This is a genomic window from Streptomyces sp. SYP-A7185 (assembly GCF_046103685.1).
Taxonomy (GTDB): domain Bacteria; phylum Actinomycetota; class Actinomycetes; order Streptomycetales; family Streptomycetaceae; genus Streptomyces.
Window position 1 is genome coordinate 8,611,719 of sequence record NZ_CP122310.1, and the last position, 20,939, is coordinate 8,632,657.

The window sequence follows — 20,939 nt, forward strand, 5'->3', positions numbered from 1 at the left end:
CACGGGTGTGGGCGCTGCGTCGACTTGGCCCAAAGATGCCTTGTACATGCCAAGCAGGCCCCCCTAGAAAGTTTTAGTGCCGGTCCCGCGACCACGGGGACGGAAACACAGTGATGTGCTCAACGGGGGGCGAGCCACACGGCGGATTCATGGATTCCGCCTTCCCCCGTGCTGCACTCCGACGCAGAGGGGGAAAACAGTGAAAGGCATCAAGGCACTCTTAGGCGGGGTGCTGGCAGCGGCCGTGCTCGCACTCGCACCAGTGCAGCCGGCCGGTGCCCAGGCACCGACGAACCCGACCGCCGCGACCGCGGACAAGGCGGCGGACACGGACCCGCGCAGCGTGCCGCCCAGAGTCGGCGTACTGACCTGGAACATCTGCGGAGCCATCAACAGCTGTCCTAACAGCGATCACGCATCCCGGAAGATCGACGAGCTCGTCGACCGGGTCCAGGACGACGATTCGATCGCCGTCGTGATGATCCAGGAAGCCTGCGACAGCCTGCACTCCGCGCCGCTGGAGGCGGCGCTGAACCGTGAGACCTCCGCCGAATGGGTCGTCCGCCACCGCACGGCCAAGACCATCGGGACGGATGACCTGGTCCGATGCCCCAGGAGCGGCAAGTTCGATGCGGGCGTCGCCATCGCGATGAAGAAGCTTCCGGGCAGCGACCTCGTCCATGACGGGCAGGGCGAGCCCGGCTGGGACATGACCTTCGGCAGTACCTCGGAACCCGGCGGAAAGCACACGCAGGGCGCCGCCTGCATCGAGGACCGAGGCAACAAGCTCCTGGCCTGCACCAGTCACTTCGCCAACCAGAATGCCGACCCGTCCAAGGCGCTGCGCAACGCGTCCGCCCGGGACTTCCGCGACCAGGCCAGGGACTGGCAGAACGGGGGATACCGCACCATCATCGGGGGCGATCTCAACCTCAAGCCCGGTGACGACGGTATCGATCCCCTCTACGACGGCAACTTCGAGGGCGACTCGGATGAGAAGTGCACGACCACCGGCCCGTGGTACCTGAAGGGCTGCCGCAATGTCGCCGGTTCCAAGCTCGACTACCTCTTCTTCAGCGACTACGGCTGGGACCTTGAGCAAGGGCGACCGATCTACGTCGGGTCATGGCGCTACGACGTCGGCCGGCTCAGCGACCACTGGATGCTCAAGGCGACCGTCAAGCCCAGTGCCTGACCATTCCCGGACCCCAGCCGCACAGCGGCGCGACGAAGTAGGGACAGAAGGCATGCGCATACGTGAAAAAGCGGCGCTGGTACTGAGCGCCATTCTGTTGGGAACGGGCAGTGTCGCGTGGGCACCCGGCGCCCTCGCCGACGATTCGACGCCGGATGCAGCCCCGGCGGAGTTCACCGTCGGACAGTTCAACATGGCCGGCGGCAACGAGGAGCACGGCCCCAAGGGCAATGAGGTACCCGACGCGCTCGTACGCAGCGTCAACGACCGCAGCCCCGCGTTCATGACCCTGCAAGAGACCTGCCGAGACTGGAACGAAAGGCTGCAGAGCCAACTCCCCGCCTACACCGTGGTGTTCGACCCGGTCACAGGAGGCGACGGCACGACGGCCCGGTGCAAGCACCCTTCGGACTTCGGCAACGCGGTGCTCTTCCGCAACGACTTGGGATTCGACGCGGCGACCGCTGTGGCTCACCCGTTGCAGTCGCCGGGCGGTTACGAACAACGCGAGATGGTGTGTGTGCGCTCCGAGGCCCGCAAGACCGTCGCGTGCAGCACGCACCTGACGGTGGGCAACGACGGCCCGCACCTGCGGGCCCGCCGTCACGAGGCGTCCGTCGCCAAGGGAATCCTCGCCGGCACGTACGCCGGATACACCAAGGTGCTCGGTGGTGACCTCAACGACGACCCGCTTTCCGGAGCAACCGACAACTTCTACCACCCGAACTACCAGCGGGGTGCGCACGGCGAGTTCAAGGAGGTCGACAGCCCCTGCGGCAATGAGATCAAGCGGGGCTTCGTGATCTGGACGTTCCCGCCCGTCTACGTGTACTGCCGCTCCGGCGAATCCACGCACAGTCAGGGAAAGATCGACTATCTCTTCGTTCCTTCGGGTGCGAACGTCACGTGGGCCGATGCGACCCACGCCACCCACTCCGACCACGACCCACTGTGGGCCGGTGTCGTGATGTGACACCGATCGTGTCGGGCCGCCCGCGAAGGGAGGTAGGTCCACTTCGTGGGCGGCCCGGTCTCAGGTTCGTTTGGGGTGGCTGAGGACTTTTGTGTCCGGTGGGCCCAGGGTGACGATTGATTCCGAGATCCCTGAGGTCCAGATCGTGTCGCAGACGGTGCAGGTGAAGCGCTCGGAGAGGCCGTCCGTGTGGCGGCCGCAGCTGGGGCACTGCTCCGTCGTGAAGTACGCGTCTGCCATGGCTGTGCACCCGTCGCTAGGCCTCTCACCTGGTCAAGTCCCCAGATCGCGGAGTGAGTTGCGAACGGTCGCAAGGGTGTGCGCCGGACGCTGCCTCACTCTCTGTACCGCTGTGCACGACAGGCGGCAAGAACAGTGAAGCTCACCAAGTGCCGGATCGGCAGCATGTTGAAGGCGAAACATTGCTGTCGGGTGGATCGGGAGCGTCGTGGTGGTGCGGGGCGCATCCGATGGTGTTCGGTTTGGGCCATGGGGCCCCTGTAGGGGCGGGTGCGCGTGTGGCCGGCGGCGGCGCGTCCCATAACCTCGTGTGTGGAGACGTCAGATGCCCTGTGCGTCCACACTGAGGAGGCGATGGTGCTCGGAAGGAGCACGCGGTTGCTCGCGGGTGCGATGACCCTGGCCTGTCTGGTGCTCATCGGCCCCAGCGCACCGGGCAGTGCCCTCTTCGCGAGGCCGCCCGTCGAGCCGGTCAAGGCCGTCGTGCCGAACCGCGTCATGACCTGGAACATCTGCAACCCCTGCGAGGAGAGCGACGTCGACCGGGCCGCACAGATCGCCTCGTACGCGCCTCAGGTCATCGGCATGCAGGAGGCGTGTGTCGGTGACGTCGCGCGGATCCGGGACTACCTGGAGTATCTGCACGGGCTGGTCTACCACGTCGAATACGGCTCGGTCCTGACCAGTTGGGGGCGCTGCGGGGGAGCGCCGTGGAGCCCCGGCGGCTTCGGTCAGGCGATCCTCTCCGCGGCACCGATGACGGACCGGGTGAACGTCGAGTACCCCGACGGCGGATCCGAGGACCGCGGCTACATGGCCGTCACCACCACCGTGGGCGGCCGGTCCGTGCGGGTCTTCAACACCCATCTCGCCCAACGGCAGCAAGAGACCTTCCGGGCGGGCCAGACCAAGGTGCTCGCCGCGGCCGTCGCCCGGCACGACCGCGCGATCGTCATCGGCGACTTCAACGCCGTACCGGAGGCCCCGGAACTCGCCCCGATGTGGGACCTGGCCACGGACACCGACCCGCGGTGCCGCCCCACCCCTGTCGGCGCGTGTGAGCCGACCACCGACTGGCTGAGCAAGTTCGACTACGTCTTCCTGCGCGGCATCGAGCCGCTCGCGCACCGCGTGCACCCCAGTGAGTACTCGGACCACTCCCTGGTGGAAGCCGACCTCAAGCCGTTCTAGCGTCGCTCTCCTCGCGGGCGGCGATCAGCGGGCCCAGCAGCCGGGTGCCCGCCGCCACCCGTCCGCCGGGACCCGGCAGCTGGGTCGTGTCGGTGACCGTGAGCGGCTCCCGGCAGGCGTCGCAGGCGACGACCGGGGTGGTGACGTGTCCGCAGGCGTCGTGGCGGATCCTCGTCGGCGGTCCCTCGGGGCCCGCGTACCACTTGTCGCCCCAGGTCATCAGCGCCAGGAGGACGGGGTAGAGCTCCCGGCCCTTCTCGGTGGCGACGTACTCCTCGCGGGGCGGGCTTGCCTGGTACCGCTCGCGTGTGAGCACGCCCTCCTCGACGAGGCGGGCCAGCCGCGCGGCGAGGACCTTGCGGGACAGGCCGAGGTCCTCGGCCAGCTCGTCGAAGCGGCGGATGCCGATCAGGACGTCACGCATGATCAGGGCCGTCCAGGCGTCACCGAACAGGTCGGTCGCGCGGGCGATCGAGCATGCGACGTCGGAGAGAGGGGTGCGGGTCACCCCTCCACCGTAAAGGCCATGAGTTCCCCGAGGGAACTTATGGATGCTAGGTTTCTTGAAGGAACCTGTAATCCGAAGCCTGCAATCCGAAACCTGAAATCCGGAGTCGGCATCCCGACTCGTATCCGGAGCCGGCATCCGGATCCGGGGTCCGGGACCGATGGAGAACCAGACGTTGATCGTCGAGGGAGCCTGCCATGACCGCCGCCCCGCTCATCGCACTCGACTCGGCCTCGGCCGTCGACGGACGCCACATCCGGGCCCTGACCTTCCAGTCCGTACGCATGGACTACCTGCGGCGCGTCCTCGGTGAGCTGGGGCTCGCGACCCACGGCAGCCGGGTGCTGGTCGTGGGCAGCGGGCGCGGAGTCCTGGCCCGCGGCCTCGCCGAGCTCGGGTTCGAGGTCGTCGCCACCGATCCCTCCGCCGCCGCCACGGCTCTCGCCTCGGACGCGGACGGCGGCCTGGGCGTCACCTACCGGACGGCACCCGCGACAGAACTCGACCTGCCGGACAGCTCGTTCGACCTCGTGTACTGCGCCGACACGCTGGAGATCACCGAGAAGCCGGACGCGGTCCTCGCGGAGGCGGCGCGCGTGCTGCGCCCCGGCGGCGCCTTCGTCTACGACACGGTGAACCGCACCCCCGTGTCCCGCCTCATCTACCTCGGCGCCTTCCAGGCCTTCCCGGGCACCCGGATCATGCCGCCCGGCCGCTACGCCGCGCACCGCCTGCGCCGCCCCGAAGAGCTCGCCGAAGCCTTCGACCGGGCAGGGTTCTCGGCGAAGGGCGTCATCGGGTTCAAGCCGCGCAACGTACGGAGTCTGGTGTCGGCGACACGCGGACGCAGGCGCGGCACGCTGACCGACGAACAGCTGCCGAAGCTGGTCGACATGGTGCTCGAACCCGCGAGCACGAAGCCACTGGTGACGTACCTCGGACACGCGGTACGCCAGGGATAGGTGAGCCCCCCGGCCCGGTCCCGGAGCCGGGGTCACTGCGTACGATGCGCCGATGATCGACGGCAGTCATGTGGCACAGGGGCCGCGAGTGGCCATCCGGAGACTCGACCGCGCGGACTTCGCGGAGGTGCACGCTCTGCGGGAGGAGAGCGCGGAGATGCTCGCCCGCTGGCTCGGGGCGCGGGAGAACACGCGGGAGGCGTTCGACGGTTCGCTGGATCTGCTGGAACAGCCCACGCGTGAGGGTCTGGTGATCTGTCTCGCGAGCACCGGGCAGATCGTGGGCGGCGTCAACATCAACAACATCGTCCGCGGGACGCTGCAGAGCGGGGTGCTCGGCTACACCGCGTACGCGTCCACGACCGGGCAGGGGTACATGACCGAGGGGCTCGGGCTCGTGGTGCGCTTCGCCTTCGGCGAGCTGGGCCTGCACCGGCTGGAAGCCAACATCCAGCCGGGAAACCGTGCCTCGCTGAAGCTGATCGAGCGGGTCGGGTTCCGGCGCGAGGGCTTCTCCCCGGCCTTCCAGTACATCAACGGCGCGTGGCGCGATCACGAGCGCTGGGCGCTCACGGCTCCGTGAGGCCGGGGGTTCAGCGGGTGGCGGTCACGCCGTGGCGGTCATGGCCCGCTTGGGCCGTCGACCCGTTCCCCGGTCTCCGTACGCGCCGTGGTGTTCGAAGCCACCACTCGGCCCGTCCGCGGGCCCGTGAGCGCCGCGAGGGCGACCGCCGCCAGGGCGAGCACGACGCCCGCCACGGTGGCCGTGGTGACCTGCGTGTCGCCGTGCGGCACCAGGAGGTCGAGGGCGAGCGAGCCGACCAGCTGGCCGGTGATCGTGCACAGGCCGAGCAGCAGCACGCCGAGCTTCTGGACCGTGGCGACCGCGATGGTGATGAAGGAGATGCCGACCAGGCCGCCGAGGTAGACGTACGGCTCGGTCGGCAGGCGGGAGGGGATCCCGGCGGCCACGGCGTGCACCAGGAAGATCACGGTCAACGCGCCCGTACCGGCGACGAAGTTGAAGAACGTTCCCGCGTACGCGGACCCCGCGGCGTTCTTCACATGCCCGTTGACCGCCTGCTGCCAGCTCACGCAGACGCCCGCCACCAGCGGCAGCACCAGCATCACGTACGGGAAGCCGCCGCCCAGTTTGTCCGCCATCGACAGGCCCACGGCCGCCAGGACGAGCACCGCGCCGACGACCCTGCGCCGCGTGGGCCGCTGCGGTCCGGCAGGACCGAGCCCCATCCGGTCGAAGAGCAGGCCCCCGCTGACCTGACCCGCGACGATCGCCACGGTGAACAGGGCGACCCCGAGAGCTCCGACGGTCAGCCCCTGCGCGAGCAGGAAGGCGGCACCCCCGAAGCCGCCGAGCACCTGCCACCACTTGAGCGACCCGCCGCGCACGTCCGCGAGCACCCGGCCGACCCCGCGGCGAGGCCCGCGCAGCACGAGAAGCCCGAGGCTCAGCGCCACGAACCCCGAACCGAACGAGATCACCGCGGCGGCGAACCCGTCGCCACCGAGCCCGGCGGCGAGCTCACCGGTGATACGTGCTTGCAGGGATATCAGGGTGCCGGAGAAGACGGCGAGAAGCAGCCAGGGAGCTGCGGCGGCGGGCATGTGCGGGACAACCTCTGGGTGGGGGCGGTGGCGGGCGGGCGTGGTCCGAAGGCGCCTTGCGGTCGGCGGCCGGGCCCGCTCCTTTTGGGTTCTGGCCGATCACTCCTTTCTAACCGATCAGTCCGCCGTCGGACAGGGAGGGCCGGATGACGAGACGGTGCGGGGGGAGTGCGGCGGCTGCCGGAGAGGCCATGACTCGGCCCCCTCAACGCCAGACCGAGGCCCCGGCGCAGGGGACGAGGTTGACGTCTCCGTCGACTCCCTGGCCGCCGGAGATCCTGCCGATGCACCCGCCGCGATGGCGGAAACTCTCCAGGCGGACTCCGCCCGGCGCGGGTCTTCTGATCCACTTCTGCGCCGTGCTCCCGTTGCAGGGCGCCGTGGCGGGCTCGACGTAGTGGCCTCTCGCCGTGAGGCAGGCGTCGTTGAACTTGCTGCGGTAGGTGGTGACCTTCGTGTTCGGCCTCCTCCACTTGTCGTCGGGCATGTCCGGGGTGCAGTCGTCGATCGCGACCGGCAGGCGGTCGCGGTCGTCGCCGCTCATGACGGTGAGACACCCGCCGTCCCGGACGTCCGAGATCTGCACCAGCGGGACGGCCGAGGCCGCCGCCGAGGGTGAGGCCGAGGAAGCGGACGCGGCGGGGACGGGCGCCGTAGAGGCGGAGGACAGCAGCACGGCTGCCGCCAGAATGAAGGTGATCTTGGCTGTGGGCACGTACAAGTTCTTGCGCGCAGCGGCGGCGCCCGTGCCCCGCACGCCCGTCCGTCACCGCTTCGGGCTACCCGTGCTGGTCCAAGCGTGTCAGCCGGGTCGCGAGGTAGGGGGCCGTGGCGCTGCGGCGTGACGTGGCGAGCTTCGCGGGGGTGCCGGTCGCCACCACCCGGCCGCCCGCGTCGCCGCCGCCCGGACCGAGGTCGATGACCCAGTCGGCGGTGGCGATCGTGTCGAGGTCGTGCTCGACCAGGACGACCGTGTTGTCGGCGTCGACGAGCCGGTGCAGCTGGCGCAGCAGCAGGGCGATGTCCGCGGGGTGCAGACCCGCGGTCGGCTCGTCGAGCAGGTAGAGCGCATGGCCGCGGCGGGCCCGCTGGAGTTCGGTGGCGAGCTTGATGCGCTGGGCCTCCCCGCCGCTGAGCTCCGTCGCGGGCTGGCCGAGCCGCAGATACCCCAGGCCGACCTCGCGGAGCGTCTCCAGGCTCCGGGAGGCGGCCGGCACATCGGTGAGGAACTGGGCGGCCTCGTCGACGGACATCGCCAGGACCTCCGCGATGTGCCGGTCCCGGTAGGTCACTTCGAGCGTCTCTGCGTTGTACCGCGCGCCGTGGCAGGTCGGGCACGGGGCGTAGGTCCCCGGCAGGAACAGCAGCTCGACCGAGACGAATCCCTCGCCCTGGCACGTCTCGCAGCGTCCCTCGGGCACGTTGAAGGAGAACCGCCCGGGGGAGTAGCCGCGCGCCCTCGCCTCGTCCGTCCCCGCGTACAGCTTGCGTACCGCGTCGAACATGCCCGTGTACGTGGCCAGGTTCGAGCGGGGTGTGCGGCCGATGGGCCGCTGGTCCACCCGCACGAGCCGGTCGAACGCTTCCAGGCCCTCGGTGTCCTGTACGTCGACTTCGAGCGCCGCCTCGTCGTGCTCGCCTTGCCCGTCCGGGTCTCCCGGCTCTTCGGGCGCGAGCCCCAGATGCTCGCGTACGACCTCGGCGAGCACCTGGGTGACCAGGGTGGACTTCCCGGATCCCGATACGCCGGTCACCGCCGTCAGGACGCCCAGCGGTACGTCGACCGACACGTTCCGCAGGTTGTGGCGGGAGACACCGCGCAGGTGCAGCCAGCCCTGCGGTGTCCGCGGGCGACGCACGGGCGGCCGGACGCGGCCGAAGAGGTAGTCGCCGGTGGCCGACTCCGCGACCTTTTCGAGGCCGGCGACCGGACCGCTGTAGAGCACTTGCCCGCCGCCCTCGCCGGCGCCGGGTCCGATGTCGACGACCCAGTCCGCCCGCCGTACGACGTCCATGTCGTGCTCCACGACGAACAGTGAGTTGCCCGAGGCCTTGAGCCGGTCCAGGACGTCGAGCAGGGGCTCGGCGTCGGCGGGGTGCAGTCCCGCGGACGGCTCGTCGAGGACGTAGACGACGCCGAACAGTCCGGAGCGCAGCTGGGTGGCGATCCGCAGGCGCTGCGCCTCGCCGGGCGAGAGGGTCGTGGAGCGGCGGCCGAGGCTGAGGTAGCCGAGCCCGAGGCCGAGCAGCACCTCGACGCGTGCGACCACGTCGGCACAGATCCGCACCGCGACCTCGGTGGTCTCCCCGGAGCGGGCGGTGGAGGTGGTGGCGGAGGCTTCCCGCAGCTGTGCGACGGGCCGCAGCAGGCTCGCGACCTCGGTCAGGGGCATCGCGTTGACCTCGGCGACGGAGTGGCCGGCGAAGGTGACCGCGAGGGCTTCGGGCCGCAAGCCGCTGCCCCCGCACGCGGGGCAGGGCACACCTTGGACGAACCGCATCGCGCGGTCGCGCATCCGCTGGCTCTTGGAGTCGGCGAGCACGTGCATGACGTGTTTGCGGGCGCTCCAGAATTTCCCGTGGTAGCCGTAGTCGATACGTCCGGGCTCGGGCTCGATGAGGACGGAAGGCTGCTCGTCGGTGTAGAGCAGCCACTCCCTGTCCTTCTTCTTGAGCCTGCGCCAGGGCCGGTCGATGTCGATGCCCAGAGCGTTGACGACGCTGCGCAGGTTGGCGCCCTGCCAGGCGCCCGGCCAGGCCGCGATCGCGCCGTCCCGGATGCTCAGCGAGGGGTCGGGGACCAGCAGCTGCTCGGTCACGTCGTGCACGACGCCCAGGCCGTGGCACTCGGGGCAGGCTCCGGCGGAGGTGTTGGGCGAGAAGGCCTCGGCTTCGAGCCGCTCGGCGCCCCGCGGGTAGGTCCCGGCACGCGAGTAGAGGATGCGCAGCAGGTTGGACAGCGTGGTGAGCGTGCCCACGGTGGACCGCGAACTGGGCGCCCCGCGGCGCTGCTGCAGGGCCACCGCGGGCGGCAGCCCGGTGATCTCCTGTACGTGCGGCGCCCCCACCTGCTGGAGGAGGCGACGGGCGTAGGGCGCCACGGACTCGAAGTACCGGCGCTGGGCCTCGGCGTAGAGGGTGCCGAAGGCGAGCGAGGACTTGCCCGAGCCGGACACGCCGGTGAAGGCGACCATGGCGTCCCGTGGAATGTCGACGTCCACGTTCTTCAGGTTGTGCTCGCTGGCGCCTCGGACACGTACGCAGGGGGCGGCCGCATTTTCTTCCATGGGGATGTCTTTAGCCGTTCCGAGCCGTGGCGGTCGGCCGCCACGCGTGGCAAACGGGCCCGCTCAGATGCGGGCCCGGCCGATGGCTCGCTCGTCCGGCCGCCGGCTCGCTCGTCCGGCGGTCGGTCTGCCCGTCCGGCGGTCAGCTCTTCACGATGCGGCGGATGTTGTCGATGCTTCCGCAGTCCGCGTCCAGCTGCTTGTCGCGCTCCTTGGTGAAAGCGGCGCCCAGTTCCTCCCGGCGTTCCATGGCCACGTTCTCGCGTGCGCCGTTGAGGATCGTGCGCTCCTCCTCGTCGGTGTGGTGGGTCACGGCCTCGACGAGCTTCTCCAGCTTCTCGTCCCAGTCGTCGGAGCCGACGTCCTTCACCTCCAGGAGCGCGAGGAGCGCCTCGTTGCCCTCCTCGTGTTCCTCGACCCCGTGTTCGACCTCTTCGTTGTCGATGTCCCGGTAGCGCCTGAGGGCGGGGTAGACCTCGGCCTCCTCCGCGAGGGCGTGCGCGATGAGCAGGGCGGCGAACTTCTTGAGGGCGTCGGCCCGCTCGGCCTCCACGCTGCGCATGTCGCGGAACAGCTCTTCCATCCGGCGGTGATCGTCGAGGATCAGCTCCACGACGTCCGTGGCTTTGTCCTTGGCCTTGTCCGGCATGTCAGGGCTCCTTCTCGGCAGGGGAGGGGGGCGTACACCTATGCGGCGCGCTCACATACGTAACGCGCTCACCGGTCCACGAGGTGCCTCGTGTACCCGGCCGTCGCGTGTGTCACTCCTGCGGCCCACCGAAAGGTCGGAGAGGGGCCGGGAGGGGTCCTACGGTTCTACGGCGACGCGGTTCCGCGGTACCGACGCCGGGCGCTAGTCGGCCAGGGCGATGTGGGCGGTGACGCGCTTGCCCGCCGGTTCGAGGTCGACACGGAACTCCCGGGCGACGGCCTTGACGATCTCCAGGCCGTGCCCGCCGATTCTGTGCGGGTCCTCGGAGCGGGCCACGGGACGGGCGCGCACGCTGTCGTGGACGGTCACCGCCACCGCGGAGTCCACGATGCGCAGCTCCATCAGCATGGGCCCGGGCGCGTACTTGCGGGCGTTGGTGACCAGCTCGCTGACCACCAGCTGCGTCAGGTCCATCGCCCGCGCGGAGACTTCGAGGCCCTGCTCCTTCTGGGCGCGGCCGAGGAAGTCCAGGGCGAGGTGACGTGCTTCGGAGATGGAGGAGTCTCCCTCGTCCAGGGGGACGGCGAAAGCCATGGGATGAGCTGCCAACGATCCCTCGCCGCCACTACCGGCTGACTCCATTTCCTCTCCACCTTCGGTCCCGCGTCCCCAGTTTCCTGCTCCCCTACCCGGACGAACGCGGCGCATTCTGCTCCGGCCCGGATCGATGGTCCGTTCGCGTGTGCGCATGCCCTGGCCCGCGCCGCAGCGGTGAGTGCAGTCGAGAACATGGTGACAGACGCACGGCAACGGCACCCAGCACTTGATGGCCGCGGCCGTGTCCTGATCGTGTCCTGGGCCGTGTCCCGGATGGTGCCGGGGGCCTCGACGCGGCGGGCGGCGGGGATTCTGGGACCATGAGCCAATGACCGCACTGAGCAGGAACCACGTGACGGTGACCGGCCGTGCCGGCGGCCCGGTGGTGATGCTGGCGCACGGGTTCGGGTGTGATCAGAACATGTGGCGGCTGGTGGTGCCGCTGCTGGAGCGCGACTTCACCGTGGTGCTGTTCGACCACGTCGGGGCCGGGCGCTCCGATCTGTCGGCATGGAGCGAGGAGCGCTATTCCTCCCTCGACGGCTATGTCGAGGACGTCCTGGAGATCTGCCGTGATCTTGCGCTCGGCCCGGTGACCTTCGTGGGGCACTCGGTGAGCGCGATGATGGGCGTCCTGGCCGCCGTGCGGGAGCCGGAGGCATTCGCCGGCCTGGTGCTGCTCGCCCCCTCGCCGTGTTTCATCGACGATCCGGCCGACGGTTATCGCGGCGGATTCAGCGCCGAGGACATCGACGAGCTCCTGGGCTCCCTGGACGCGAACTATCTGGGCTGGTCGGGCGCCATGGCTCCGGTGATCATGGGCAATCCCGAGCGGCCCGAGCTCGGTGAGGAGCTGACCAACAGCTTCTGCCGCACCGATCCGGACATCGCCCGCGTCTTCGCCCGCGTCACCTTCCTCTCCGACAACCGCGAAGACCTCGCCCAGGTCGGCGTGCCCACCCTGGTGGCGCAGTCCTCCCGTGACGCGATCGCGCCTCCGGAGGTCGGAGCCTTCGTACGGGACCAGATCTCCGGAAGCCGGCTCGTCACCCTGGACGCGACGGGGCACTGCCCCCAGCTCGCCGCGCCGGAGGAGACGGCCGCCGCGATCGCCGACTTCGCCGGGTCCACGCGGTGATGAGCCGGTCCGGTGACGGCGGAAGCGGCGGCCCCTCGGACCCCCGGGACCCCGCAGACCCTTCGACTCCTTCGTATCCGTCGAATCCCTCGAATCCGTCGAATCCGTCGAACACCCCGGCTTTCTCCGCGCTGCTCGAGGACAGTGTCGAGGACCTGTACGAGCACGCGCCGTGCGGCTACCTCTCCACGCTCCTCGACGGCACCATCGCCAAGGTGAACGCGACGCTGCTCGGCTGGCTCGGATACGCCCGCAGCGACCTGGTGGGCCACACGACGTTCGCCGATCTGCTGACCGTCGGCGGCCGGATCTACCACGAGACGCACTACGCCCCCCTGCTGCGCATGCAGGGCGAGGTGAGCGGGGTCGCCCTGGAACTGAAGGCGGCCGACGGCAGCCGCCTGCCCGTCCTGGTGACCTCCACGGTCAAGAACGGCGGCGACGGACAGCCACTGCTGATCCGCACCACGATCTTCGACGCGAGCGACCGCCGCGCGTACGAGACGGAGCTGCTGCGCGCCCGGCAGGAGGCGGAACGCGAACGCGAGGAACTCAAGCGGGTCAACGCCGTGCTCCAGCAGACGCTGCTGCCCCCGGCGCTGGTCAGCGTGCCCGGCCTGGACGTGGCCGCGCACTACCACATCGCCTCCGCCGACATGGTCGGCGGCGACTTCTACGACCTCTTCCCGCTCGCCGCGGGGACGTGGGGGCTGTTCCTGGGGGACGTGTGCGGCAAGGGCGCCGCGGCCGCGGCCATCACGTCGCTGGCCCGCTACACGCTGCGCGCAGCCGCCGTCTACGATCCCGACCCGGTCGCCGTCCTCGGCAACCTCAACACGGTCCTCAACCACGAGTACCAGGGCGACGACCCCCGCTTCTGCACGGTCGTGTTCGGGCTGCTCACGCCCGACCCGGGCGGGGACGGTTTCCGCATCACCCTGGCCAGCGGCGGCCACCCCCCGGCCCTGCTCCTGCGCGCGGACGGAAGCGCCGACCACCTGCCCACCCCCGGCGGACAGCTCGTCGGGGTCCTGCCCGACGCGCACATCGCCACCACGACCATCTGCCTCGCGGCAGGAGACACCCTGCTCCTGTACACCGACGGACTCACCGAGGCCCACACGCCGTCGAACGACGAGGACGACCGGTACGGGGACGAAGCCCTCCTCGGCTTCGCCCGGGCGCTGGCACCGACGACCGCCCCGGGCGCCGTCGCGGCGATCCGCGATCTGCTCGACTCCTTCGGCACCGGGGTCGAGGACGACACGGCCGTCCTGGCCATCGGCGTGCCCCGACAGCCCAGTGAAGGGCACCAGTGACCCAGCTCGCCATCCGCACCCGCACCACGGTCGCCGGACCCGTCGTCGAACTGGTCGGAGAACTCGACTACGTCACCTGCGCCCGGTTCCGCGGGGCCCTGCCGGCCCTCTCCCTGGAGCCGGGCCAGCAGTTGGTCGTCGATCTGGGCGGCATCGCCCTCTGCGATTCGAGCGGCATCTCGGCCCTGATCGCCGCCCGCAACCACACCCGCGCCGCCGACGCGACCATCGCCCTGACGGCGGTCCCCGCCGCCCTCACCCGCACGCTCAGCTTGGTGGGCCTGTCCCAGATCTTCCCCACTTACCCCACACCCCAGGCGGCGGAGGCGGCCTGGACGGCTTCATCCGTCTGACGGGCGGGGCATCGCCCCGCCCGGTGCTTCAGCCGGCCGCTTTCCGCAGTGTTTCCAGGGCTCGGTCCGCGTGGGTGTTCATGCGGAATTCGCTGCGGACGACCTCCAGTACGCGGCGGTCGCGTCCGATGACGAAAGTCGTTCGCTTGGTCGGGAGGGGACCGAAGCCGCGGGCCACGCCGAACTGGCCGCGGACCACGCCCTGTGGGTCCGACAGCAGGGGGAACCCGAACGTGTGCAGGCCCGCGAACTCGCGCTGGCGCTCGACGGCGTCCGAGCTGATGCCCACCGGTTTGGCGCCCACCGCGGCGAACTCGGCCGCCAGATCCCGGAAGTGGCATGCCTGGGCGGTGCAGCCGGGGGTCATCGCCGCCGGGTAGAAGAAGATCACCGCCGGGCCCTCGGACAGGAGGGACGTGAGGCTGGTGGGCGTACCCGTCTCGTCGGGCAGGGTGAAGTCGTCGACGAGGGAGCCGACTTGTACGCGGGTCATCGCTGGACTCCTCGGCCGAGGCGGGGGTGGGAGCGGAGGGGAGCCGGTGGGCGTGGGGCGGGCGAGTGCACGAGATCTCCTGACGGCTTGGCCTCGCAAGGCGGCGTGGCCGCGATACTACTCGGCGGTAAGGAGAGTGGGGCTCGGACCCGTTCGGTGGACGTGGCGAGCAGTGGGCCGCCGTGGGCGATTCCTTGCGCTGGGCACGGTGCCTGGCACGGCGCTCGGTGCTCGGCACGCTCGGCGAAGGCCCTGCACGGCTCGTCGGCCGGTGTGGTCTGAGTCCCTGGGGCGGCCCTGGCGCCCCAGGGACTCGGTGCGGGCCGCGCACGGTCCGTGCGCGGCCCGCGGTCAGGCCGCCTGCGCGTGCCCGGCGCCGTCCTCTCCGCGGACGGCCTCGGCGCGCACACGGGCGCAGCTGGTGGTGATCAGCCGGGAGACGTGCATCTGGGAGATGCCCAGCTCCTCGGCGATCCTGCTCTGCGTCATGTCCTCGAAGAAACGCAGGTACAGGATGGTGCGTTCGCGCTCCGGCAGCCGGCGCAGCCCGGTCTTGGCGGCCTCCCGGTCGGTGATGCAGTCGTAGGCGGGGTCGGACTCCCCGAGCGTGTCCGCGAGGCTGAAGCCGTCGGGGTCGGCGGAGACCTCCGCGTCCAGCGACAGGGCGCTGTAGCTGGTCATGGCCTCCATCCCCTCGCGGACCTCGTCCACGGTCAGTTCCGCCTGTTCGGCGATGGCCGTCGTGCTGGGCTCGGCGGCGCTGCCGGGCTGGTCCAGGAGATCGCGGCGCGCGACCCGCACCTTGTTGCGCAGATCCTGGACGCGACGGGGCACGCGTACGTCCCACATGCGGTCGCGGAAATGCCGGCGCAGTTCGCCGGTGATGGTCGGCACCGCGTAACTCTCGAAAGCGCCCCGTTCGGGGTCGAACCGCTTGACCGCCTTGATCAAGCCCATCGCGGCGACCTGCCGCAAGTCCTCCAGGTTTTCACCCTTGTTGCGAAAGCGGCTCGCCAGCCGGTGTGCCATGGGCAGCCAGGCGGTCACGATCTCCTCGCAGAGCAGGTCGAACTCCGGTCCGCCCTCAAGCGTGGCCAGGTGCGCGAATGCCGACTCGGTGTCGGGAGCGTCGTGGTGGATGTGCCGCGTACCGGTTCGACGGCGTGCGGAGGTCGCGGTGAGATCGGTAAGCATCAGGAGTCGCTCCTCAGGCGGTGGGCGTTCAATGACCGCGGAGGAACGGGTGGACCCGGAGCCGGGCATCCGACGGGAGGGGCATACCGCTCCCCGCGAATGCGCCTCCGGTCCGAAGCACGAACTTCGCCTGCCCCCGGACTCGGAGAGAAAACAAACGACATCGCTCCGGATGCAGATCTTCCGGTGAGCGGCCCCACGAGGACCGTCCCTCCAGCCCGTTCCGTCGACATACGCACCGCGCGGCCTCCTAGAAACATGGGGACCAAACGCCCACAGAAAGGTGCATGGCATGCCTGCTGGATCGAGCAAGAAGCGTGAACGCCAGTACGAACACATCAAGGAGAGCGCCGAGGAGCGCGGGGCGTCGACGAAGCGCGCCAAGGAGATCGCCTCCCGGACCGTCAACAAGGAGCGGGCGCGTTCGGGGGAGTCGAAGACGGCCGGCAAGACGTCCGTGCAGGACAGGAAGTCGGCGTATCAGCGGGGCGGGGAGCGGTCGCACAGCGGCGCGCAGGGCCCGACGAAGGATCAGTTGTACGCGGAGGCCAGGAAGAAGAACGTCGAGGGCCGTTCGTCCATGAACAAGCAGGAACTCAAGCAGGCGCTCGGCCGCTGAGTCGCCGAACGCCTGTCAGTCGGTGGATCGGTCGGCCGCGTCGAGCGCGCGGCCGACCGGGGGGACGCGCTAGAGAAGGGCCTCCTCCGAGAGCACGGAGTCGTCGGTGGGCCGGGCGCCGGGCAGATGGTGGAACGCGGCCACGAGGGCGGCGTCGATGTCGCTGGTGCCGGTGGCGACGCACAGGCCGTAGGCGACGTCGGCGTACTCCTGCCGGCTCTCGGGGCTTCCCTGGTCGGCCCGCAGCACGGCAAGGGCCTTGTAGCGTTCCACCAGGTCTTCCAGGACCACGGGGTGGGCCAGCAGCATGAGCGTCCTCTTCTCGGGGTGCGGTGTGATCAGCGCTCCGCCCGTGTGCCCATGGCGGAACAGATCAATCTGACGGGACGTGAGGTGAGGATCACGCCCGGTGGAACCCGGCCCAGACCCGTGGCCGCCGACCGGAAAACGGCGCCTCCGGAAGGCGGCGCCTCCGAAAGACGACGCCCCCGGCGGACGCGTCCGCCGGGGGCGCCACATGGCGCTGCCGTCAGGCGAGCATGCCCCTGCGGAGCTTGTTGAGGGTGCCGGAGAGGAGGCGGGAGACGTGCATCTGGGAGACGCCGAGCTCGTTGCCGATCTGCGACTGCGTCATCTCCTGGCCGAAGCGCAGTTCGATGATGCGGCGCTCCCGGTCGTCGAGTGCTTCGAGGAGCGGTGCCAGGGTGTGGAGATTCTCCACCGCTTCCATCGCCGGGTCCGGTCCACCCATCACGTCGGCCAGGGTGCGCGTCGGCGTGGCCGCGCTCTCACCGCCGTCGGTGGGGGACTCCAGGGAGCCGGCGGTGTAGCCGTTCGAGGCGACGAGGCCTTCGATGACCTCGTCCTCGGTGATGGACAGGTATTCGGCAAGTTCCTTCACGGTCGGGTCATGGTCGATATGGGCGGAGAGCTCCTCCTTGGCCTTGGCGAGCTCCACACGCAGCTCCTGGAGGCGGCGCGGCACGTGCACCGCCCAGGTGGTGTCGCGGAAGAACCGCTTGATCTCGCCGAGGATGTAGGGCACGGCAAAAGTGGCGAACTCGACCTCGCGGCTCAGGTCGAACCGGTCGATCGCCTTGATGAGGCCGATGGTGCCGACCTGGATGATCTCTTCCATGTCGCCGTTGCCGCGGTTGCGGAAGCGGCGGGCGGCGAAGTGCACCAGCGTCAGGTTCATCTCGATAAGGGTGTTGCGTGCGTACTGGTACTCGTGCGTGCCCTCTTCCAAGGTCTGCAGCCGGTCGAAGAAAATCTTCGACAGCTCGCGTGCGTCCTTCGGGGCGACCTTGTCCGTGTCTTCTATCCACGGCAGCGCACCCTCGACGGCGGACGCCTCACTCGATGCCGACATCTGGCCCGGGGCCACCGTCTCGTTCTTTTCCACGGTCATACCTGCCTGCTCAGAGATCAGTGACATCGTCTCTACCTCCCCTGGTCTACGAAGCTTCTTCGTATCGCCCCTGCCCCGAGTCATGCGAGGCATGTGCGTTGACCCAAATTTTCTTGCTGTGGGGAAATAGTTGTCTCCGTGCATCGTACGATGTGGGATGTTGCCCGGCCTCGGTCAGGCATCGCCCAAACCTGACAGCCCCAGCCACCGGAGTGACTCCTCGGGCGCGCCGTGTTGGACTGGAGTGCAAGTCCCCCGACGCCGAAGGCCGACGGACGGAGGACGCTGTCGGCCGGGTCAATTCGGCGTGGCTAAACGAGAAGCAGGATCACGTGGACAGAATCGCTGCCGTCGAGCGGGAGCTGCGCAACGCGGCGCCCGATGCACTGCTCGATGTCGTGACGGGGGCGTTGCGGGAGCAGTACGGGGTCGAGAGGGTGGAGCTGCGGCTCGCCGACTACGGCTTGACCACCCTCCAGATGGTCGAGGAGGTGCCGCTCGTCACCGAGGCGGTACCCATCGAGGGCAGTCCCCAGGGCCGAGCCTTCGGCGCGCAGGAACCGCACGTCGAGTCAAAGGTCGTGGACGGCATGATGACCGTCCACCTGCCCATGACCGTCCGGGGCGACCGCATGGGCGTCCTCACCGTCACCCTGCCCGAGGCACGCCACGACAAGACCCACCTGTCGGAGATGCAGCGCATCTGTGAGGCCCTCGGCCACGAGGTCCTGGTCGCCGAGCGTGACACCGATCTGTACCTGCTCGCGCGCCGCGCCTCCCGGCTCACGCTCGCCGCCGAGATGCAGTGGCAGCTGCTGCCCGGCCGCTCGGTGACGCGTCCGGAGTTCCAGCTGGGCGCCCACCTGGAGCCCGCGTACGCGATCTTCGGCGACAACTTCGACTGGTCGGTCTCCTCGCGCCACCTCACGCTCACCGTCACCAACGGAATGGGCCAGGGGATGGAGGCGGCGCTCCTCACCAACCTCGTGGTGAACGCGCTGCGCAACGCCCGCCGGGCCGGCCTCGACCTGCCCGGCCAGGCCAGCCTCGCCGACCAGGCGGTGTACGCGCAGTACCGCGGCGAGCTGCACGCAGCCGTCCTGCTGCTGCGCTTCGACCTCGAAACCGGCGAGGTGGAGGTCGTCGACGCCGGATCGCCCCGCATGTGGAGGTTCCGGGGGCGAGCGGTCGAGCCCGTCGAATTCGACGCGCAGCTCCCGCTGGGCATGTTCGAGGAGACGGCCTACGTGGTGGAGCGCCTGCGCCTGGAGCCGGGCGACCGGATCCTGGTGAGCAGCGACGGCGTCTACGAGAGCGTGTCGAAGGCGGGGGAGCGGTACGGGGAGCGGGCGCTGGCGCGGTCCTTGTCCGCGCACCGCATGCTGCCGGCGGCGCAGGTGCCGCAGGCGGTGCTGCGGGATCTCGGCGAGTACCGCGGGTCGCTGCCGCTGGACGACGACGCTCTGGTGGTCTGCCTCGACTGGTTCGGCCGCTAGCCGTACGTCTCGGCGCTGATCCGTACGTGCCGGACACTGACCCGTACGTTTCGGACGCCGGACCGCATGTGACGTGAGCAGGGAAGTGACGACGGGCCGGGCCTGGTGCTCACGGGCCCGCTCGGTCCGGTCTAACCGACCGAGCGCCAGGTTCTGGCTCCGTCGTCCTCCTGCGCGGTGGCCACGTCACGAAAGCCCCGCAGTCCTTCGAGCAGGGCGCGGCGCGTCTTGGCGGGCATGGCGTCGATGGTGGCCATCAGGATGCTCTCGCGGCGCTTGCGCAGGTCGGCGAGGTAGGCCCGGCCGTGGCTGGTCAGCCGCAGCTCCAGCTCCCTGCGGCTGACCGGGCTCGGCGTGCGCTCGATGAACCCGGTGGCCTGGAGCCGGTCGCACAGACGGCTCACCGAGGGCGGAGCCGAGCCGAGGGCCTCGGCCAGCATCCGCAGATTGATGCCTTCTTCGCGGTCCAGGGCGTACAGCACGCGCAGCTGGGACGGCGACACGGGCCCGGTCGGAACGGCCTCACGGCCTTGTTCCCACATGACCTCGAGCAGTTCGATGAACTCTGAACCCGCGAGAGCCGCATCCCCGGAGCCGTGATCGGGTTCGGGACTCAGAACCATGTCGATGACACTCCGATCGGCGTTGTCTCACTTGTACATCTTGCCACCGGGGCACGGTCCATACCCCGGAACCGGAAAGGCCTACAAGGACACGCGGATCGCGGAGCTTGTCTCTCACATGGTGGTGGGGCACGGTGCGGCGCTGTCGCCGGTCGAGCACGCGGCACCGGTTCGCATCTCGTCGCGGGTGGTTGTGCGACGAATCATAGTGGAAACCACCCCGGGCTCTGCTGGCGAGGGGGGGTGTGCGCGTGGTATCCGCGACTCGGGCACGGCCCCTTCACATCCGTACGGGAGTCCCGGGAGGCGCCGGACCGCGACGACGGCGCGGACCAAGTGGCAAGAAAGTTGTCAAGAAAGCTCTCTCGCCCCCCTGGCCCCTCTCGCCCCCTCGTGCGCGGGGCCTGTCGCCGCCTCACGCTGGTCCTCCGGCGCAACTTCCCTGCCGCGCCGCGACCTTCGCCCTCCGCCTCGGCCGTTCCGGCATCAAGGACGCGGCAAGACTGCCGGGATGCGGCAATGCGCCCGGGCCGTCCGCCGGGCCAGGATGCTCGTGGCAGGAACGGGGGGCGCGGTCCCGGTGCCGCAGCGCGGAAGCGTGCTTGCGGCACCGGGATCCGAGCCGAGCTGCGGACGCGAGTGCCGAGGGGGCGGAGCGATGGGGGAATTCCTGCGGGCGGTGGCCGGGTTTCCGGCCATCCTGTTCAGTGCCGCTCTCCCCGTGGTCCTGGGGTTCTGGCTGCTTGTCGCACTCGGCGGCGCCGAGGCCGACAGCTTCGACTCCGACGCGGACGCCCGCGCGCTGGGACTCGGTGGTGTGCCGGTCGCCGTCGCGGCGTCCGTGGTGACGGTGGTGGGCTGGTTCGTCAGCTCGGCCGGCTCGGTGCTGATCGGCCGGGCCGAGCTCGGCGGCCTCGTCCATGTGGCGGCGGACGTCGCGCTGCTCTTCCTCTCCCTCCTGATCGCCTGGTGTGCGGCGCGCCGCCTCGTCCGCCCGCTGGCCAGGCTGTTCCCGTCCGATCCGGGCGGCGGAGCGGCGCGGGCACCCTGAGCGCCGCCGCC

General features: G+C 70.0%; 23 protein-coding genes. 11 read left to right on the forward strand and 12 right to left on the reverse strand.

Features of this window, described 5'->3' with window-relative positions:
• The first annotated feature begins 262 nt into the window (after positions 1-262).
• Together QBL25_RS37730 and QBL25_RS37735 are read left to right on the forward strand one after the other, a co-directional pair.
• Complete coding sequence (locus QBL25_RS37730) at positions 263-1,195, forward strand: endonuclease/exonuclease/phosphatase family protein (RefSeq protein ID WP_409061452.1); 933 nt, start codon at positions 263-265, stop codon at positions 1,193-1,195.
• 52 nt (positions 1,196-1,247) lie between these two features.
• Positions 1,248-2,168, forward strand: a complete 921-nt coding sequence (locus QBL25_RS37735; RefSeq protein ID WP_409061453.1) for an endonuclease/exonuclease/phosphatase family protein — start codon at positions 1,248-1,250, stop codon at positions 2,166-2,168.
• A 60-nt stretch (positions 2,169-2,228) separates the two neighbouring features.
• On the opposite strand, the gene QBL25_RS37740 is transcribed toward QBL25_RS37735, so the two are convergent.
• Positions 2,229-2,408, reverse strand: coding sequence for a hypothetical protein (locus tag QBL25_RS37740; protein WP_409061454.1), 180 nt, complete (start codon positions 2,406-2,408; stop codon positions 2,229-2,231).
• Positions 2,409-2,762: 354 nt separating this feature from the next.
• On the opposite strand from QBL25_RS37740, the gene QBL25_RS37745 reads away from it, so the two are divergent.
• Complete coding sequence (locus QBL25_RS37745; protein WP_409061455.1) at positions 2,763-3,599, forward strand: endonuclease/exonuclease/phosphatase family protein; 837 nt, start codon at positions 2,763-2,765, stop codon at positions 3,597-3,599.
• Here QBL25_RS37745 and QBL25_RS37750 read toward each other — a convergent pair.
• The gene (locus QBL25_RS37750) at positions 3,586-4,107 is read right to left on the reverse strand and encodes a winged helix-turn-helix transcriptional regulator (protein ID WP_409061456.1); all 522 of its coding nucleotides are present in this window, start codon (positions 4,105-4,107) and stop codon (positions 3,586-3,588) included. The two genes, QBL25_RS37745 and QBL25_RS37750, sit on opposite strands and share 14 nt — an antisense overlap.
• A gap of 197 nt (positions 4,108-4,304) precedes the next feature.
• On the opposite strand from QBL25_RS37750, the gene QBL25_RS37755 reads away from it, so the two are divergent.
• Together QBL25_RS37755 and QBL25_RS37760 are read left to right on the forward strand one after the other, a co-directional pair.
• Complete coding sequence (locus QBL25_RS37755) at positions 4,305-5,069, forward strand: class I SAM-dependent methyltransferase (protein WP_409061457.1); 765 nt, start codon at positions 4,305-4,307, stop codon at positions 5,067-5,069.
• A 52-nt stretch (positions 5,070-5,121) separates the two neighbouring features.
• Positions 5,122-5,652 carry a GNAT family N-acetyltransferase gene (locus QBL25_RS37760; RefSeq protein WP_409061458.1) on the forward strand — a complete coding sequence of 177 codons (531 nt, stop codon included), beginning with the start codon at positions 5,122-5,124 and terminating at the stop codon, positions 5,650-5,652.
• A 38-nt stretch (positions 5,653-5,690) separates the two neighbouring features.
• On the opposite strand, the gene QBL25_RS37765 is transcribed toward QBL25_RS37760, so the two are convergent.
• The 5 genes from QBL25_RS37765 to QBL25_RS37785 form a co-directional block, all read right to left on the reverse strand.
• Positions 5,691-6,695, reverse strand: coding sequence for a DMT family transporter (locus tag QBL25_RS37765; RefSeq protein ID WP_409061459.1), 1,005 nt, complete (start codon positions 6,693-6,695; stop codon positions 5,691-5,693).
• A 205-nt stretch (positions 6,696-6,900) separates the two neighbouring features.
• The gene (locus tag QBL25_RS37770; protein WP_409061460.1) at positions 6,901-7,410 is read right to left on the reverse strand and encodes an RICIN domain-containing protein; all 510 of its coding nucleotides are present in this window, start codon (positions 7,408-7,410) and stop codon (positions 6,901-6,903) included.
• A gap of 64 nt (positions 7,411-7,474) precedes the next feature.
• Positions 7,475-9,982 carry an excinuclease ABC subunit UvrA gene (uvrA, locus tag QBL25_RS37775; protein WP_409061461.1) on the reverse strand — a complete coding sequence of 836 codons (2,508 nt, stop codon included), beginning with the start codon at positions 9,980-9,982 and terminating at the stop codon, positions 7,475-7,477.
• Positions 9,983-10,124: 142 nt separating this feature from the next.
• Positions 10,125-10,631: a hemerythrin domain-containing protein gene (locus QBL25_RS37780; protein ID WP_409061462.1), complete on the reverse strand. Its 507-nt coding sequence runs from the start codon at positions 10,629-10,631 to the stop codon at positions 10,125-10,127.
• Between the two features lie 204 nt (positions 10,632-10,835).
• Entirely contained in the window at positions 10,836-11,228 is a 393-nt protein-coding gene (locus QBL25_RS37785; RefSeq protein WP_409061463.1) for an ATP-binding protein, read from the reverse strand.
• Positions 11,229-11,559: 331 nt separating this feature from the next.
• Here QBL25_RS37785 and QBL25_RS37790 point away from each other — a divergent pair, with 331 nt between their 5' ends.
• The 3 genes from QBL25_RS37790 to QBL25_RS37800 are packed head-to-tail and all read left to right on the forward strand — an operon-like array spanning position 11,560 to position 14,041.
• Entirely contained in the window at positions 11,560-12,369 is an 810-nt protein-coding gene (locus QBL25_RS37790) for an alpha/beta fold hydrolase (protein WP_409061464.1), read from the forward strand.
• Positions 12,369-13,688: a SpoIIE family protein phosphatase gene (locus QBL25_RS37795; RefSeq protein WP_409061465.1), complete on the forward strand. Its 1,320-nt coding sequence runs from the start codon at positions 12,369-12,371 to the stop codon at positions 13,686-13,688. The genes QBL25_RS37790 and QBL25_RS37795 overlap by 1 nt, the downstream gene beginning before the upstream one ends.
• Positions 13,685-14,041 carry an STAS domain-containing protein gene (locus QBL25_RS37800; protein ID WP_409061466.1) on the forward strand — a complete coding sequence of 119 codons (357 nt, stop codon included), beginning with the start codon at positions 13,685-13,687 and terminating at the stop codon, positions 14,039-14,041. The genes QBL25_RS37795 and QBL25_RS37800 overlap by 4 nt, the downstream gene beginning before the upstream one ends.
• A gap of 28 nt (positions 14,042-14,069) precedes the next feature.
• Here the strand turns inward: QBL25_RS37800 and QBL25_RS37805 are convergent, their stop codons facing one another.
• Positions 14,070-14,534 carry a peroxiredoxin gene (locus QBL25_RS37805; RefSeq protein ID WP_409061467.1) on the reverse strand — a complete coding sequence of 155 codons (465 nt, stop codon included), beginning with the start codon at positions 14,532-14,534 and terminating at the stop codon, positions 14,070-14,072.
• Between the two features lie 351 nt (positions 14,535-14,885).
• A complete protein-coding gene (locus tag QBL25_RS37810; RefSeq protein ID WP_409061468.1) occupies positions 14,886-15,728 on the reverse strand; it encodes a SigB/SigF/SigG family RNA polymerase sigma factor in 843 nt (280 codons plus the stop codon).
• Positions 15,729-16,020: 292 nt separating this feature from the next.
• Between QBL25_RS37810 and QBL25_RS37815 the strand changes: the two genes are divergently transcribed.
• Positions 16,021-16,347 (forward strand): plasmid stabilization protein, encoded by a 327-nt coding sequence (locus QBL25_RS37815; protein ID WP_409061469.1) that lies wholly within the window; start codon positions 16,021-16,023, stop codon positions 16,345-16,347.
• 69 nt (positions 16,348-16,416) lie between these two features.
• Here the strand turns inward: QBL25_RS37815 and QBL25_RS37820 are convergent, their stop codons facing one another.
• On the reverse strand, positions 16,417-16,656 hold the full coding sequence (locus QBL25_RS37820) for a DUF5133 domain-containing protein (RefSeq protein WP_409061470.1): 240 nt from the start codon (positions 16,654-16,656) through the stop codon (positions 16,417-16,419).
• A gap of 220 nt (positions 16,657-16,876) precedes the next feature.
• Positions 16,877-17,719: an RNA polymerase sigma factor SigF gene (locus QBL25_RS37825; protein ID WP_409062921.1), complete on the reverse strand. Its 843-nt coding sequence runs from the start codon at positions 17,717-17,719 to the stop codon at positions 16,877-16,879.
• Between the two features lie 371 nt (positions 17,720-18,090).
• Here QBL25_RS37825 and QBL25_RS37830 point away from each other — a divergent pair, with 371 nt between their 5' ends.
• Positions 18,091-19,254, forward strand: a complete 1,164-nt coding sequence (locus QBL25_RS37830; RefSeq protein WP_409061471.1) for a PP2C family protein-serine/threonine phosphatase — start codon at positions 18,091-18,093, stop codon at positions 19,252-19,254.
• A gap of 131 nt (positions 19,255-19,385) precedes the next feature.
• On the opposite strand, the gene QBL25_RS37835 is transcribed toward QBL25_RS37830, so the two are convergent.
• Positions 19,386-19,877, reverse strand: a complete 492-nt coding sequence (locus QBL25_RS37835; RefSeq protein ID WP_409061472.1) for a MarR family winged helix-turn-helix transcriptional regulator — start codon at positions 19,875-19,877, stop codon at positions 19,386-19,388.
• 658 nt (positions 19,878-20,535) lie between these two features.
• Between QBL25_RS37835 and QBL25_RS37840 the strand changes: the two genes are divergently transcribed.
• Entirely contained in the window at positions 20,536-20,928 is a 393-nt protein-coding gene (locus tag QBL25_RS37840) for a hypothetical protein (RefSeq protein WP_409061473.1), read from the forward strand.
• Positions 20,929-20,939: the final 11 nt, after the last annotated feature.

Excerpts from the sequence above, each read along its gene's own strand:
- QBL25_RS37765 (WP_409061459.1), bottom strand. The coding sequence starts at position 6,695 with ATGCCCGCCGCCGCAGCTCCCTGGCTGCTTCTCGCCGTCTTCTCCGGC.
- QBL25_RS37780 (WP_409061462.1), bottom strand. The coding sequence starts at position 10,631 with ATGCCGGACAAGGCCAAGGACAAAGCCACGGACGTCGTGGAGCTGATC.
- QBL25_RS37760 (WP_409061458.1), top strand. The coding sequence starts at position 5,122 with ATGATCGACGGCAGTCATGTGGCACAGGGGCCGCGAGTGGCCATCCGG.
- QBL25_RS37840 (WP_409061473.1), top strand. The coding sequence starts at position 20,536 with ATGGGGGAATTCCTGCGGGCGGTGGCCGGGTTTCCGGCCATCCTGTTC.
- QBL25_RS37815 (WP_409061469.1), top strand. The coding sequence starts at position 16,021 with ATGCCTGCTGGATCGAGCAAGAAGCGTGAACGCCAGTACGAACACATC.
- QBL25_RS37785 (WP_409061463.1), bottom strand. The coding sequence starts at position 11,228 with ATGGCTTTCGCCGTCCCCCTGGACGAGGGAGACTCCTCCATCTCCGAA.
- QBL25_RS37790 (WP_409061464.1), top strand. The coding sequence starts at position 11,560 with ATGACCGCACTGAGCAGGAACCACGTGACGGTGACCGGCCGTGCCGGC.
- QBL25_RS37825 (WP_409062921.1), bottom strand. The coding sequence starts at position 17,719 with ATGTCGGCATCGAGTGAGGCGTCCGCCGTCGAGGGTGCGCTGCCGTGG.
- QBL25_RS37795 (WP_409061465.1), top strand. The coding sequence starts at position 12,369 with ATGAGCCGGTCCGGTGACGGCGGAAGCGGCGGCCCCTCGGACCCCCGG.
- QBL25_RS37745 (WP_409061455.1), top strand. The coding sequence starts at position 2,763 with ATGGTGCTCGGAAGGAGCACGCGGTTGCTCGCGGGTGCGATGACCCTG.
- QBL25_RS37835 (WP_409061472.1), bottom strand. The coding sequence starts at position 19,877 with ATGGTTCTGAGTCCCGAACCCGATCACGGCTCCGGGGATGCGGCTCTC.
- QBL25_RS37735 (WP_409061453.1), top strand. The coding sequence starts at position 1,248 with ATGCGCATACGTGAAAAAGCGGCGCTGGTACTGAGCGCCATTCTGTTG.
- QBL25_RS37755 (WP_409061457.1), top strand. The coding sequence starts at position 4,305 with ATGACCGCCGCCCCGCTCATCGCACTCGACTCGGCCTCGGCCGTCGAC.
- QBL25_RS37805 (WP_409061467.1), bottom strand. The coding sequence starts at position 14,534 with ATGACCCGCGTACAAGTCGGCTCCCTCGTCGACGACTTCACCCTGCCC.
- uvrA (WP_409061461.1), bottom strand. The coding sequence starts at position 9,982 with ATGGAAGAAAATGCGGCCGCCCCCTGCGTACGTGTCCGAGGCGCCAGC.
- QBL25_RS37740 (WP_409061454.1), bottom strand. The coding sequence starts at position 2,408 with ATGGCAGACGCGTACTTCACGACGGAGCAGTGCCCCAGCTGCGGCCGC.
- QBL25_RS37810 (WP_409061468.1), bottom strand. The coding sequence starts at position 15,728 with ATGCTTACCGATCTCACCGCGACCTCCGCACGCCGTCGAACCGGTACG.
- QBL25_RS37820 (WP_409061470.1), bottom strand. The coding sequence starts at position 16,656 with ATGCTGCTGGCCCACCCCGTGGTCCTGGAAGACCTGGTGGAACGCTAC.